General features: G+C 58.4%; 15 protein-coding genes. 2 read left to right on the forward strand and 13 right to left on the reverse strand.

All coding sequences use genetic code 11. The features are described 5' to 3' along the window. The 6 genes from GSP01_RS14900 to GSP01_RS09460 form a co-directional block, all read right to left on the reverse strand. A partial coding sequence (locus tag GSP01_RS14900; protein ID WP_176582810.1) for a MerR family transcriptional regulator occupies positions 1-702 on the reverse strand: 702 nt, incomplete at its 3' end. After that, a complete protein-coding gene (locus GSP01_RS09440) occupies positions 692-1,018 on the reverse strand; it encodes an integration host factor subunit alpha (RefSeq protein WP_041110517.1) in 327 nt (108 codons plus the stop codon). The genes GSP01_RS14900 and GSP01_RS09440, both read right to left, overlap by 11 nt. A gap of 74 nt (positions 1,019-1,092) precedes the next feature. Then, the gene (locus tag GSP01_RS09445) at positions 1,093-2,067 is read right to left on the reverse strand and encodes a beta-ketoacyl-ACP synthase III (protein WP_141352976.1); all 975 of its coding nucleotides are present in this window, start codon (positions 2,065-2,067) and stop codon (positions 1,093-1,095) included. Between the two features lie 5 nt (positions 2,068-2,072). After that, complete coding sequence (gene plsX, locus GSP01_RS09450; RefSeq protein ID WP_141352978.1) at positions 2,073-3,173, reverse strand: phosphate acyltransferase PlsX; 1,101 nt, start codon at positions 3,171-3,173, stop codon at positions 2,073-2,075. Between the two features lie 72 nt (positions 3,174-3,245). Then, positions 3,246-3,458, reverse strand: a complete 213-nt coding sequence (gene rpmF / locus GSP01_RS09455) for a 50S ribosomal protein L32 (RefSeq protein WP_011251715.1) — start codon at positions 3,456-3,458, stop codon at positions 3,246-3,248. A gap of 154 nt (positions 3,459-3,612) precedes the next feature. After that, entirely contained in the window at positions 3,613-4,194 is a 582-nt protein-coding gene (locus GSP01_RS09460) for a DUF177 domain-containing protein (protein ID WP_141352980.1), read from the reverse strand. A gap of 106 nt (positions 4,195-4,300) precedes the next feature. Between GSP01_RS09460 and GSP01_RS09465 the strand changes: the two genes are divergently transcribed. After that, positions 4,301-4,873: an outer membrane protein assembly factor BamE gene (locus GSP01_RS09465; protein WP_041110521.1), complete on the forward strand. Its 573-nt coding sequence runs from the start codon at positions 4,301-4,303 to the stop codon at positions 4,871-4,873. Positions 4,874-4,879: 6 nt separating this feature from the next. On the opposite strand, the gene GSP01_RS09470 is transcribed toward GSP01_RS09465, so the two are convergent. The 4 genes from GSP01_RS09470 to def are packed head-to-tail and all read right to left on the reverse strand — an operon-like array spanning position 4,880 to position 7,944. Beyond that, positions 4,880-6,274 carry an ATP-binding protein gene (locus tag GSP01_RS09470; protein WP_141352982.1) on the reverse strand — a complete coding sequence of 465 codons (1,395 nt, stop codon included), beginning with the start codon at positions 6,272-6,274 and terminating at the stop codon, positions 4,880-4,882. Continuing rightward, on the reverse strand, positions 6,252-6,950 hold the full coding sequence (locus GSP01_RS09475) for a response regulator (RefSeq protein WP_141352984.1): 699 nt from the start codon (positions 6,948-6,950) through the stop codon (positions 6,252-6,254). Before GSP01_RS09475 ends, GSP01_RS09470 begins: the two co-directional genes overlap by 23 nt. Then, the gene (locus GSP01_RS09480; RefSeq protein ID WP_141352986.1) at positions 6,947-7,435 is read right to left on the reverse strand and encodes a MarR family winged helix-turn-helix transcriptional regulator; all 489 of its coding nucleotides are present in this window, start codon (positions 7,433-7,435) and stop codon (positions 6,947-6,949) included. The genes GSP01_RS09475 and GSP01_RS09480 overlap by 4 nt, the downstream gene beginning before the upstream one ends. Next, a complete protein-coding gene (def, locus tag GSP01_RS09485; protein ID WP_141352988.1) occupies positions 7,432-7,944 on the reverse strand; it encodes a peptide deformylase in 513 nt (170 codons plus the stop codon). Before def ends, GSP01_RS09480 begins: the two co-directional genes overlap by 4 nt. A 188-nt stretch (positions 7,945-8,132) precedes the next feature. On the opposite strand from def, the gene rpsU reads away from it, so the two are divergent. Then, complete coding sequence (gene rpsU, locus GSP01_RS09490; protein ID WP_011251722.1) at positions 8,133-8,336, forward strand: 30S ribosomal protein S21; 204 nt, start codon at positions 8,133-8,135, stop codon at positions 8,334-8,336. A gap of 119 nt (positions 8,337-8,455) precedes the next feature. Here rpsU and GSP01_RS09495 read toward each other — a convergent pair whose 3' ends face one another. From GSP01_RS09495 to GSP01_RS09505, 3 genes are read right to left on the reverse strand one after another with little or no spacing between them, the layout of a single operon-like run. Further along, positions 8,456-10,573 (reverse strand): prolyl oligopeptidase family serine peptidase, encoded by a 2,118-nt coding sequence (locus GSP01_RS09495; RefSeq protein ID WP_141352990.1) that lies wholly within the window; start codon positions 10,571-10,573, stop codon positions 8,456-8,458. A gap of 52 nt (positions 10,574-10,625) precedes the next feature. Then, positions 10,626-11,492: a flagellar motor stator protein MotA gene (gene motA / locus GSP01_RS09500; protein ID WP_141352992.1), complete on the reverse strand. Its 867-nt coding sequence runs from the start codon at positions 11,490-11,492 to the stop codon at positions 10,626-10,628. Between the two features lie 26 nt (positions 11,493-11,518). Continuing rightward, entirely contained in the window at positions 11,519-12,454 is a 936-nt protein-coding gene (locus tag GSP01_RS09505; RefSeq protein WP_141352994.1) for a flagellar motor protein MotB, read from the reverse strand. Positions 12,455-12,499 lie beyond the last annotated feature (45 nt).

The following is a 12,499-nucleotide window of genomic DNA, read 5'->3' on the forward strand; positions in this document are numbered from 1 at the left end:
GGCTTCGGCTTCGGCTTCGGCTTCGGCTTCGGCTTCGGCTTCGGCTTCGGCTTCGGCTTCGGCTTCGGCTTCGGCTTCGGCTTCGGGGATCCCATTTTCTGCCGTACTGTCAACCGTTTCCGTCAGCATGACCTCGTGGGCCATGGCAGGAACTTCTGGAAAAACAATATCGTCAACGCTGACCTCTGTCGGCGTCACCGGAATGTCTTCATTTTCGACAGGCTCGGCTACCGGCGGTGCGTCCACAACAGATGCAGAACTCGCTTCAGTCACCTCAACCGTGACAACCGGAACTTGAACCACTTCCGCAGATGCTGCCGAAACCTCTTGAACCGTTTCAGACACAGTCTCCGGAACAGCCTTCTGGGCGGCTGCACGCGTCTTCTCGGCACGGCGCTCCCTCAGAACCCGTAGAACCCCTTGCCCCTTGTATCCCTGCACATAAAGAAGATCCGAAATCAGTCGAAGTGTCTCGATATGCTCGGGGCTGTAATAACGACGGCCACTTTCCCCGCGAAAAGGCTTTACGCCTGGATAAATGGTTTCCCAGGATCGCAAACGGTGCTGGGGAATATGCAACTCTTCAGCGACTTCGCTGATAGTGCGGTATGCCTCAGGCGCCTTCCTGACCTTCTCCGGAGCGGAAGCAAGATCGTCGCTCGGTGAAACCATGACGGTCTGGGATATGAAATTATCTGTCATGGGAGGAAGCCTCGGCCGCTGCGCCATTCTCGGAACCGTTCATGCGATCCCTCAGCAGTTGGGAAGGTCTGAACACCAGCACTGCTCGCGGCAAGATGGGAACTTCCACACCCGTCTTGGGATTGCGGCCGATACGCTCGCCCTTCTGGCGGACAGAGAATGTTCCGAATCCGCTTAGTTTTACGGATTCGCCTGCTTCAAGACGGTCTGAGATCACACCCAGCAGGCTTTCAAGAATCATGGAGGAGTCATGCCGGGAAAGACCGACACGACTGTAGAGATGCTCGACAAGATTCGCGCGCGTGACTGTGCTCATGTCACTTGCGTATCATGACGTTCAGAACAGTCAAAGGAATCAATCATTAACCTGCGCACTGTCAGGCCACAGGCTTACATCCGGATAAGAGCAGATCCCCAGGTCAGACCGCCACCCAGCGCTTCCATCAGCACCAGATCGCCTTTCCTGACCCGTCCATCCCGCACGGCTTCGTTCAGAGCAAGCGGAATCGATGCCGCAGACGTATTGGCATGACGATCTACGGTCACGACCACCCGATCCGCCGGAAGCGCCAGTTTCTTAGCCATCCCGTCAATGATGCGCAGATTCGCCTGATGGGGGACCATCCACTGGATATCCTGCCCGGTCAGACCATTGACTTCGAGGGCCTCATCGACAGCCTGCGAAAGCTTAACGACAGCATGACGGAAAACTTCACGCCCCTGCATCCGCAGATGCTGCGATGTTGACGGGCAACCCGCAGCACCATCCACATACAGGATATCGCCGGTCCGGCCGTCCGAGTGCAGATGCGTGGACAGAACGCCCTCGCCTTCTCCAGCGCCGGTTTCCAGAAGAACCGCCCCTGCACCATCGCCAAACAGGACGCAGGTAGACCGATCGGTCCAGTCCAGCAGGCGCGAGAAAACTTCGCTGCCGATCACCAGGACCTTTTTGGCCTGTCCTGACTGCATTAGGGCCGTTGCCGTCGCGAGGGCATAGACAAAACCCGAGCAAGCCGCGCTGATGTCAAAGCCAAACCCGGCAGTCATGCCAAGACGAGCCTGCACCTGCACAGCCACGGCCGGAAAGACCTGATCCGGCGTCGCAGTGGCGACCAGAACGGCATCGACCTGTGACGCATCTACGTCAGCATATTCCAGCGCCTGACGCGCGGCCTCAGCCGCCATGCTGGACGTCGTCTCGTCATCGGAAGCGATATGCCTCTGGCCGATACCGGTTCGGGTTTTGATCCATTCGTCCGAAGTCTCGATACCGAATTTCCGGGCAAGATCGTCGTTGGTTACAACCTCACGCGGAAGATAACCCCCGACACCCGTCAGGCGGACACGAATGGGATCGGACATGTTTTTCAGCTCACAGGTTCAGGCGCGACCTTGGCAGCGACAGGAGCGACAGGCTCGGGAGCCCCCATTCCAAGCTGCTCCAGGCGATCGCGGATCTTGTCGTTCAAATGGTGTGTGACGGCATCCATGGCAACATCTACAGCCGCGGCAAAGCTCTCACCATCTGCACCGCCATGCGACTTCACGACAATACCGTTCAGGCCAACAAACAGGGCGCCGTTATAGCGACGCGGATCGATCCATTCCCGCATCCGCTCCAGACCTGGCTTGACCAGAAGATACCCCAGGCGGGTCAGAAGATTGGTCTGGAAGACGCGCCTCAGAAGGCTGAAGGCCAACTTGAGAGCCCCTTCACCGGTTTTCAGGGCAACATTTCCCGTAAAGCCATCCGTCACCACCACATCGGTCGTCCCAGCGGTGATGTCATGACCTTCCACAAAGCCGTGGAACTGGGGAGCCAGAGGACTGGCACGCAAGCGTTCAGACGCCTGACGCAGACGGTCATCACCCTTCAGCTCTTCCGAACCAACGTTGAGAAGACCAATCGTAGGAGACGGAAGACCTAGGGCGGCCTGCGCAAAGGCTTCACCCATGATAGCAAATTCGACCAGATTGCGAGCATCGCAGGCGATGTTCGCCCCGAGATCCAGCATCACGATATCACCGCGTGCGGAAGGCTCGACAGCAATCATGGCGGGACGGGAAATACCCGGCAGAGCTTTGACGATAATTTTGGCCAGAGCCAGCATGGCGCCGCTGTTACCCGCCGACACGACACCGCAGGCTTCTCCGGCAGCGACGGCTTCCATGGCCATGCGCATGGACGAGCCCCGCACACGAAGCGCCGCAGTCGGCTTCATGTCCATGGAAATACTTGCCGCAGCATGACGGATATCACACAGACGCGCAGCTTTAGGATATTTTGCCAGAGCCGGCCTGAGAAGGACCTCGTCTCCGATCAGGAGAATACGAGCCTTCGGGTGCCGGTCGGCGGCCAGTTCGAGGCCGGCAAGGACAATATCCGGGGCTCTGTCACCACCCATTGCATCGACGGCGAGGGCGTAAGGCCCGGAGGCCGCGGTGCCACGGTCAGGCGCTTTGGTCATTGAGACAGTTTCCCGGACAGCATCACAGATGCGGGCCGCGCTTTCTGGAAGCTACGGACCCGCAGGTAGGGATCAGGCGCGGACGGCGGTCTTCAGGCCCTTGCCGCTGTTTCCAGCGGCGACCACTTCGCGGCCGTCATAATGGCCACAGTGGCTGCAAACGTGATGCGGACGCTTCATCTCACCACAGTTCGAGCACTCTGCATGTGCCTCAACACCCAGGGCTTGGTGGCTGCGACGCATGCCACGACGGGACGGCGTAGTCTTTCTTTTAGGGACGGCCATGGCTTTTATGCCTCTTTCTGCTTCAGTGTCGGCACCCCTGCTCCGCTCCCCGCGGCATCCGGTGCCCTGGTTGTTCGTCGTCTCGTAATTACGTCGAGTTCAGGCGGGCGGCTCTAGCAGAGCTCGTAACATCCCGCAAGTCAGACGTGGGATTTTATTCTTTCCTGCCCCGGTTTTTCAGCGCCGAAAGCGCCGAAAACGGATTGGGACGACGCAGACCATCCGGCTCCTCGCCAGACAGATGTTCCCCTTCTTCCCCTTCTGCAGGCGCCACGTCAACTGCATTTTCCAAACCGGCACCAGGTTTGCGCGGATAGGGGTCCAGCATCAGGGCCAGCTGTTCAGCCGCTGCCTCACCGATATCGACGGCTTTTCCATCATGCGGAACTTCGTCCGGTCCATCCAGGTCGATGGAATCGATATCGAATTCGTCTTCCGGCATGTCGGATTCAGGAATGAACTTCAGAAAAAAAGTCTCAGCCAGAACATCTTCGAAAGGCTCGGACGTAATAACACAGATCTGCGTAATCTTCGCCGAAAGATGCCCTTCCGCCAGAACGCTCCGGCTCTCCGAAGGCATCAGGCGGAACCGGCAGACCAAGGTTTCGATCTCAGGGATTCCAAGCCGGGCGGCGAGAGCCCTGCGCTCGGCGGGCGAGGCCTCGATCGTCTCGTCCAGCCCCGATCCCAGCCGATTGAAGGGGATGCGTCGGGAAAATTCGGGTGAATGGGACATTCAGGCACTCCACCCCCGGAATATGGGGGAAATCGTTGACATGCAGGCGCCGTTCGGGCACGCGCTCATTTGAGCGGTTCTCTTGCACAGGATAGTTTCCGGATCCATGAATAACGCATCTTCCCCGACGCCCCAAAGCAGAACACGCCTCCTTCGCCGCTTCGCACAGGCCGGAGTGGCATGTGTTCCGCTGCTGCTCGGCGGATGCTCGTTCTTTTCCCCGATTCCCGAGCCGCGCGGCTCCCTGATCGAAAAGACCGACTACGCACAGCTTGTTCCCGGAACGAGCACACGCACCGATGTTCTGGATCTGCTAGGGTCACCGACCGCTCACGCAACCTTCGACGACAACACATGGATCTACGTGTCCATGATCACGTCCCCGACGCCGCTGACGTTCCCGAGCGTGAAGAAGCAGCAGGTCGTAGTCCTGAACTTCGATAACGGCGGCGTCCTACGCAAGATGGACACGCTGAACAAGAAGAACGCAATGTATGTCGGCATGGTAGGCGCAAAAACTCCGACACCGGGCACCAGTTCGTCCATCCTGCAGGAACTGCTGGGCAATGTCGGCCGCTACAACCCGATGAGCGGCATGAGCAGCCAGTTCGGTGGCAGCACCGGCCCGATGGGCGGTCAGGGCACCGGCAATGGCGGCGCTGGCAATACGCTGCCCTGAGCCTGACTATTTCGGGAGGCTGAGCACCACACCCAGCCCTCCCAGTGGGCTTTCCACCAAACGGATCGATCCGCCATGGGCATGAATGATGTCGCGCACGATCGTTAAACCCAGCCCGCTGCTGTTCCCATTTTGACTGGCCATCGTGCCATTAAGTTCTGAAATTACCGCCCGGCGACTGGCCGACAAACCAGGGCCGTTGTCCTCAACCGTAATTTCAACGTTCCGCTCTCCCTCACGCAGAGAAAAACGCATCGCCCCCCCGTGGCGGCGGGCGTTTTCCGCAAGGTTTGTCAGCACACGCCGCAAGGCATCGGGGCGCACCGTAGATTCCACGCCCTCACGCCCTTCCACACCCAGAACCTGTCCCCCAGCCCTTACGGTGGCCGCTGCGACATCAGCAAGCATACCCCTCAGATCAGTCAGAACAGGCTCTTCGGCGCCCTCTCCTCGGGCAAAGGACAGATAACTACCAATCAGGCGCTCCATATCTTCAATATCCGCAACCATATCCGCAAGATCCGGCTTCAAGGCCTCGGCACGGATAGGGCCACAAACCGGGATCATAGCGACGGTCAGACGCAGCCTGGTCAAAGGCGTCCGCAGATCATGCGACACCCCGGCGAGAACCGCCGTCCTCTGAGCCACGAAACGATTAACGCGCGCCTGCATACGGTTGAAAGCAATGGCAGCCTGACGGACTTCCCGCGCGCCCTGCGGGCGGATCGGTCCCTGGTCCCTTCCCATACCAAACAGTTCGGCCGCATGACCCAGCCTGCGAATGGCCCGAACCTGATTGCGCATAAACAGACCTGCGATCAGGAACAGTACGATCGAACTACTGACAGCCCAGACGACGAACAACCAGATCGGACCGATATTCAGGCGCTTCACCGGCACCATGACCACCATCACACCCTGCTGAAGCTGGATGGACGCCCGGACGGTCTGCGGAGACTCCGACCAGTCCACATCATAGGGCCGTCCAAGATTTTGCCGGATGGATCGCGCGAAATCATCATCCATCGGACCAAGGACATGATTGGTGCCATACCGGGAAAGCATTTCACCGGGCTGGAATGAAAATCCGAGCTGGGTCCGGGACGACGCGTCCTGAAGCACGAGTGTCCGCTCGGCGTCTGAAGAGGTGTGCTCGATCATAGCAATAACGAGCGAGACTTCACCCGTAACACCATCCGAAAGGCGCCTGGAGACCACATTCAGGTAGGTGCCATAAAACAGGCCCAGCGCAATGGCCTGCGTGACCAGCAGCGGAATGAGAACGATCAGCATGGATCGTCCCATCAGGGAGCGCGGCAGGATGCGCCTCAGCGGGCGGTCCAGCTTCTGCCAGGCGTCGTCTCGCTCCCCCACAGGGTCAGCGTCCCGGCTTGAGAACATAGCCTTTTCCTCGGACGGTATGAAGAAAACGCGGCTCCTTGGGGTCGACCTCAATCCGACGACGCAGGCGCGTGACCTGCACATCGACGGCCCGCTCACCGATCTCGTCCATTTCAAGGGCGCGGGCAATGGCTTCACGCGATAGCACTGTCCCGGGCTGACGGGTCAGCACCCCAAGAAGTGCAGACTCTCCGCCCGTCAGATGGACCGCTCCCTGTGGTCCACTGAGAAGACCTCGTTTGACGTCAAATTCCAGATCTCCCAAACGCAGGACATCCGGGACCTCATCTACAGCCTGCAGGGACGGCACCACCCTGCGCAGATGCGCGCGCAGACGGAGCAGAAGTTCACGCGGCTCGAAGGGCTTGCCCAAATAATCGTCCGCCCCCGCTTCCAGCCCATCAATCCGGTCCGCCGGCTCACCACGCGCCGTCAGCAGTAAGATCGGCAGCGACAGGCCGTCTCTGCGCAGACTGTTCGTCAGCGATAGCCCATCTTCGCCTGGCATCGTCACATCAAGGACAAGAGCATCCGGCTGAATGCGCTGCAAGACATCCCGTGCCGTCTGCGCATCAAGCGCCGTACTGACACGATAGCCGTTTTCCGACAGATAACGCTGAAGCAGACGCAGCAGACGCGGATCGTCATCGACCACAAGGATATGTTCATCACTCATCGCGCGCAACTTTCCGACGGAGCCTGAAGAGACGCCAGAACCCGCCGGAACCCCTCGACAGCTGTCATGCCGGCTTCTCGATACGCCCGGGTCATGACTTCGCGAATCATAAGAAAGAGTTCCCGCTCAAGTGCTTCTCCATTCGCCGTCAACCGTAGCGGCCGTTTGCGGCGGTCATGACGGTCTTCTTCCTGAATAAGCAGTTTACGCTCCCGCAGATCTCCCAAAGCACGCCCTAGAGACTGCTTGGTAATGCCCAGACTATTCAGAAGAACCCCGGGCGTAATCCCCGGATGAGCGGCCGTCAGGAACAGGATGCGATGATGCGCAGGCCCCAGCCCCTTTTCACGCAGAAGCGCCTCACAATCGGCATTCAAAGTCCGCCAGGCCAGCATCATGGCTTCGTAGGACTGACGGATACGATCTTCGCGCAGATAGAGATGCGCCGTGGCAGATGACGAAACGTCCATAAGACGGGAGCTCACCGGAGAATTTCTTCCACATATCCGAATCGTTCGAAATCGGTAATGCGCTGCGGATAGAGAATGCCGTTCAGATGGTCGTTCTCGTGTTGCAGAACATTGGCATGAAAACCGGTCGCCTCACCTTCGAGCAACTCACCATTCTCATCCAACCCGGAATACCGGACCCTCGCATGGCGTGGCACATCGGCCCGGAGGCCCGGAATCGACAGACACCCCTCGCTACAGATCATCATCTCATCACCGACAGGGTTGATTTCGGGGTTGATAAAAACGCGGGGCAGCAATGCCTCTTCGGGATTCGCCACGCGGTTCGTGGGAACGTGATAGACGAAAATCCGCAAGGGTTGATGAACCTGCGGCGCGGCCAATCCGGCACCCCGGGCATCGGCCATCGTTTCCAGCATATCTGCGATGAGCGACTGAATTTCCGGGGCTTTCGGGTCGGAAACGGCCTGTGCTACCTGATGCAGGACGGGGTTGCCCATACGGGCAATCTTAAGCAGGGCCATGAAAACGTCTGTCCTTTAAACGGGAGTAGCATCCGAGTGTCCCAGAGTGCGCGTTGGGAATAATCCATTCAAGCGTTCCTGAATGAATTGCGTTCCCCGCAAAAGATGTGTTAAGGGCACCATCCTTAGTTGGAATGCCATATCACGGGTGGCGCTTAAGAGCGGGCCCATAAGGAGTTGACGGCACCGTGCAGGTTCTCGTTCGTGACAACAATGTTGACCAGGCGCTTAAGGCGCTCAAGAAGAAGATGCAGCGCGAAGGCGTGTTTCGTGAGATGAAGCTGCGTCGCCACTTCGAAAAGCCCTCCGAGAAGCGTGCCCGCGAAGCAGCCGAAGCTGTTCGTCGCGCTCGCAAGATGGAGCGTAAGCGTCTGGAGCGTGAAGGCTTCTAAGCCTTCACGTCCTCCGAACGGAAAAGGAGCCGCGTCCTTCGGGACAGCGGCTTTTTTTGTGCCTAAAACCCTGCCTCTCCCCTACCCGTTCCTTTGAACGGACAGGGGCGCGGCGTGACTTATTGTACGTCCATCAGCTTGTGGCTGAGGTAAATCGCTTCAAGAGCCCGCTCATGCGCGATCTCAGCTGCATTGACCGTACCGGCATGACCACCTTCCACATCCTCATAATATAGGAAAGGCAGCTTTAGGCTTTCCAACCGGGCTGCAAACCGGCGTGCATGGATCGGACCAACGCGATCATCCCGCGTGGACGTGAAGATGAACGGCTCAGGATAGGACACTCCGGCCTTCAGGTTCTGCAGGGGCGACATCTTTTTCCAGAAGGTGCGCGGCCCCGGCTCGGAGATGCTCCCATACTCCGCAGCCCAAGACGCCCCAGCGGCCATCTGCTCGTAATTCATCATGTCCAGAAGCGGGACACCAATGATCGCCGCATTCCACAGGTCAGGATGCTGAGTGAACTCCACACCCGCCAGAAGACCGCCATTGGAGCGCCCCCGCAGCCCCAGATGCTTCGGCGACGTAATATGCCTGGCGATCAGATCGCGAGCCACAGCCGCAAAGTCGTCATAAGCCTTCTGCCGTCCTTCCCGCCGGGCGACATCATGCCAGGCCGGGCCGAATTCTCCGCCACCACGGATATTGGCCATGACATACACGCCACCACGGTCAAACCACGTAATCCCCAGATCCGGATGATAGACGGGCAGATACGAAAGTCCGAACCCGCCATAAGCCGTCATCAGGGTCGGACGGGCGTCATCCTTCTGCCAGTCTCGGGCATGAACGATGAAGTAGGGAATAGCCGTGTCATCCGTGCTGGTCGCCGACATCTGCTCCACGACCAGACCGGACGCATCGAACAGGTCCGGCTGACGATACAGCGGCTGCGCGGTCTGTGACGTCGTATTTAGGCTCCATAGCTGCGGCGGCTGAATGAACCCTTCAAGCTGAAGATAGGCCTGCGCAAGCTTCGGATCTGACGAGACGATTTCCGCCGCCATGTTTTTAGGCAGCGCAATGGAACGCGCGGTCCATGCACCATCCGCCTCATGGCGGAAAAGCTTCAGGACAGGCTGGACATCGTCATACACAACAACAACCAGACCATCCTTGGTCACCGCCACAGCGTCCCCCATACCATCCCCGATGGTCTGATGGGACGTCGGCGACAGAATAAGCCGGGGTTCAGACGGCTTTTCCGGATCCAGGGCAATAATACTGTCCGCACGGAATATCCGTCCGTGCAAGACCCAGTCCTGAAGCAGATGCAGGACCAGCTGACCATCCAGATAGGAGAGGCTGTCGTATTTCTCCGGAAGGGACAGCCGACTCAGTTGATGCGTGACAGGATTGAAAAGACTGACTTCCGTGTGAAAGAAATCCCGGTGACGGCTGATAAAGAAAAGCTGCCGCCCCTTCTCATCGCGCAGCCTCTCCGGCGAAACATCCATGTCCGTGGTCTGCCCACGATAGATTTCGACAGCCTGAGCCAGTGACTGACCGCGGTGGAGCAGCCGGACCGAATAAGGATAACCTGACTTGGTCAGCCCCGCATTGCCCGCTCCCCAGTCCCGCGAAACCAGAAGTGTATCGGCATCCACCCAGATGACGGTCTGTTTTCCGGACGGCAGAACGAAACCGTCTTTTACAAAACTACCCGTCTGCGTGTCGTATTCCCGGACCACATGCGCATCTTCCCCTGCCTGAGACAGGGACATGAGGCAGAAGCGATCCTGCGGCGCAAGACACTCAAGACCCTCCATGACCCAGTTGGCGTGTTCTGTGCGGGCCAGAGCATCAAGATCGAAGCGCGTTTTCCATTCCGGATGACCGGAATTAAAGGATGCGACCGAAGCACTGCGCCAGATCCCGCGGACATGAACATCGTCCTGCCAGAAGTTCCAGATTTCCCCACCCTGCTGCGTGGGAACGGCAAGACGGACCGGAGACTGCTGGGCTGTCAGGATTTTCTGATACAGGGGTTTGTAGCGTGGATCAGATGTGAGGACCGCCTCTGTATGGGCATTCTGTGCCCTCACCCAGTCCAGCGCCTTCGCACCGTCCGTCTGGCTCAGTTCGGCAGGCGACGGGAGAGAGGGCGAACCCGCATAAGCTGCCAGAGGCAGGATGGAGAGAGACAGGCACAGTGCTCTCGCAAGAACAGGAAACATGGAAAGCCTTTACGATACCAACAATATCGACATCGTAAAGACATCCGACCGATCAGGCCACAGCCGCTGCGCTGACCGCTTCTTCGACTTCCTGAAAGCTCGGCATCAAGTCGGAAGGGATGCTTTTACGCCCGATCTCAACACTGACCTGTGGCGCATTTCCCTGAAGATGAGCAACAATAACGGAGCGAACGAGATCAAGATAAGACGACTCTTCCTCAACCACGCCCCCAAGTCGGCTCGCGATCGGAGCCACAATTCCATAGGCCAAAAGAATACCCAAAAATGTTCCCACCAGCGCGCCCGCAATCATTTCGCCAAGAACGATCGGCGGCTTGCTGATGGACGCCATGGTCTTGATAACGCCCAGAACCGCCGCCACAATTCCCAGAGCAGGCAACGCGTCGGAGACAGACTGAAGTGCATGGGGAAGATGCATTTCCTCGCGCATGTTCTTCTTGAGTTCGTTCCCCATCACTTCATCCATCTGGTACGGATCAGTCGCATTCATGCCCGCCATGCGCAGATAGTCGCAGATGAACGAGCAGACATGGGGATTGTCCCGAATCTTCGGAAAGGCACCAAAAACCGTACTGCCCTGCGGATCCTCGATATGAGTTTCCAGCGCCATGAACCCCTTGGAAGACGCCAGTTTCGCAATGTGGAACAGCAAGCTCAGAAGATCGACGTAATCCGTCCGGCCGTACTGGGAGCCTTTCATGGCCTTCTTGATACCGGCAGGAAGATGTTTGACGGCGCCTAGGGAGTTAGCCATCAGAAAGGTTCCGACTGCGGCTCCCAGAATGGTCAGAAGCTCGAACGGCATTGACGAGACAAGCGGGCCGATAGCACCGCCGGATGCTACGAACGATCCGAAAACACAACCCAGAACAACGACCAGACCGATAATGATGAACATCCGAAAATTTCCTGACTAACTTGAATTTATTGAGAAATATCGGGCGACAGCACCAGGACGATGCGACGGTTCCCGGGATTGAGCGGCTGGGTGGGGTCAAAAAGATTGCGGTCGGCATATCCGCTGACGGATCTCAAACGCCGGTCCGGAAAGCCGCTCTGGACAACGAGATCCCGTACTGCGACCGCACGCGCACTCGACAGACTCCAGTTACTCAGCTGACCAGGGCGATAGGGAGCAGCGTCGGTGTATCCGGCAATGGAGAGCTTGCCGTGGAGCTTCTCAAGATACGGCACAATTGCCTTGATCAACTGGACGGCATGAGGATTGGGCGAGGACTGCCCCATAGCGAACATCGGCTGATGATCGGAATCCGCGATCTGGACATGCAGCCCGTCATCACCGACCGTGACCGAGACCTGGGAACGGACATCCGCCAGTTCGGGCGTATTGCTAATGAGCGCCTGGATCTTCTGGGCCGCGGCAGCCCTGGCCTCCTGCTCAGCCTTCTGGACAGAAGGCGTAACGGGGGGCTCACCGGGCTGGATCTGGCTGTCATGCAGAACGACGATCTGCGCTGTATGCACGCCCGGCGCGGTCTGGCCCTTCCCCTGCTGGGAGCCTCCGGCTTCTTGGGACACCTTGCCGTACTGGTCCTTTCCCGGCTTCAGGGCAACCGGTTTCGTCTCCAGAGACACTGGCTCCGGTGCCGCGGGCAGGACATTCTCCACCGGTGGCGGCACATCCTTCCAGACCGCCATCGGATTGAAGAAATTGGCGATACCCTTGCGCTGCTCTTCCGTCGTGGCATTGATGAGCCACATGACAAGGAAGAACGCCATCATGGCCGTTACGAAATCGGCATAGGCAATTTTCCACGCCCCGCCATGATGACCACCCTCGACCACATCAAAACGCTTGATGATGATTTTTCGAGCTTCTTTACCGTTCTGGTTGGACATCCCGCCTCCTGAGTGTTCCCAGTATGACGGGCGAGTTCTTAAGGA

This window comes from Gluconobacter sphaericus NBRC 12467, from assembly GCF_006539125.1.
GTDB classification, from domain to species: Bacteria; Pseudomonadota; Alphaproteobacteria; order Acetobacterales; family Acetobacteraceae; genus Gluconobacter; species Gluconobacter sphaericus.

What these genes read in the sequence shown, in the direction of transcription:
- GSP01_RS09440 (WP_041110517.1), bottom strand. Translation starts at nt 1,018, where the DNA reads ATGAGCACAGTCACGCGCGCGAATCTTGTCGAGCATCTCTACAGTCGT.
- GSP01_RS09445 (WP_141352976.1), bottom strand. Translation starts at nt 2,067, where the DNA reads ATGTCCGATCCCATTCGTGTCCGCCTGACGGGTGTCGGGGGTTATCTT.
- plsX (WP_141352978.1), bottom strand. Translation starts at nt 3,173, where the DNA reads ATGACCAAAGCGCCTGACCGTGGCACCGCGGCCTCCGGGCCTTACGCC.
- rpmF (WP_011251715.1), bottom strand. Translation starts at nt 3,458, where the DNA reads ATGGCCGTCCCTAAAAGAAAGACTACGCCGTCCCGTCGTGGCATGCGT.
- GSP01_RS09460 (WP_141352980.1), bottom strand. Translation starts at nt 4,194, where the DNA reads ATGTCCCATTCACCCGAATTTTCCCGACGCATCCCCTTCAATCGGCTG.
- GSP01_RS09465 (WP_041110521.1), top strand. Translation starts at nt 4,301, where the DNA reads ATGAATAACGCATCTTCCCCGACGCCCCAAAGCAGAACACGCCTCCTT.
- GSP01_RS09470 (WP_141352982.1), bottom strand. Translation starts at nt 6,274, where the DNA reads ATGTTCTCAAGCCGGGACGCTGACCCTGTGGGGGAGCGAGACGACGCC.
- GSP01_RS09475 (WP_141352984.1), bottom strand. Translation starts at nt 6,950, where the DNA reads ATGAGTGATGAACATATCCTTGTGGTCGATGACGATCCGCGTCTGCTG.
- def (WP_141352988.1), bottom strand. Translation starts at nt 7,944, where the DNA reads ATGGCCCTGCTTAAGATTGCCCGTATGGGCAACCCCGTCCTGCATCAG.
- GSP01_RS09495 (WP_141352990.1), bottom strand. Translation starts at nt 10,573, where the DNA reads ATGTTTCCTGTTCTTGCGAGAGCACTGTGCCTGTCTCTCTCCATCCTG.
- motA (WP_141352992.1), bottom strand. Translation starts at nt 11,492, where the DNA reads ATGTTCATCATTATCGGTCTGGTCGTTGTTCTGGGTTGTGTTTTCGGA.
- GSP01_RS09505 (WP_141352994.1), bottom strand. Translation starts at nt 12,454, where the DNA reads ATGTCCAACCAGAACGGTAAAGAAGCTCGAAAAATCATCATCAAGCGT.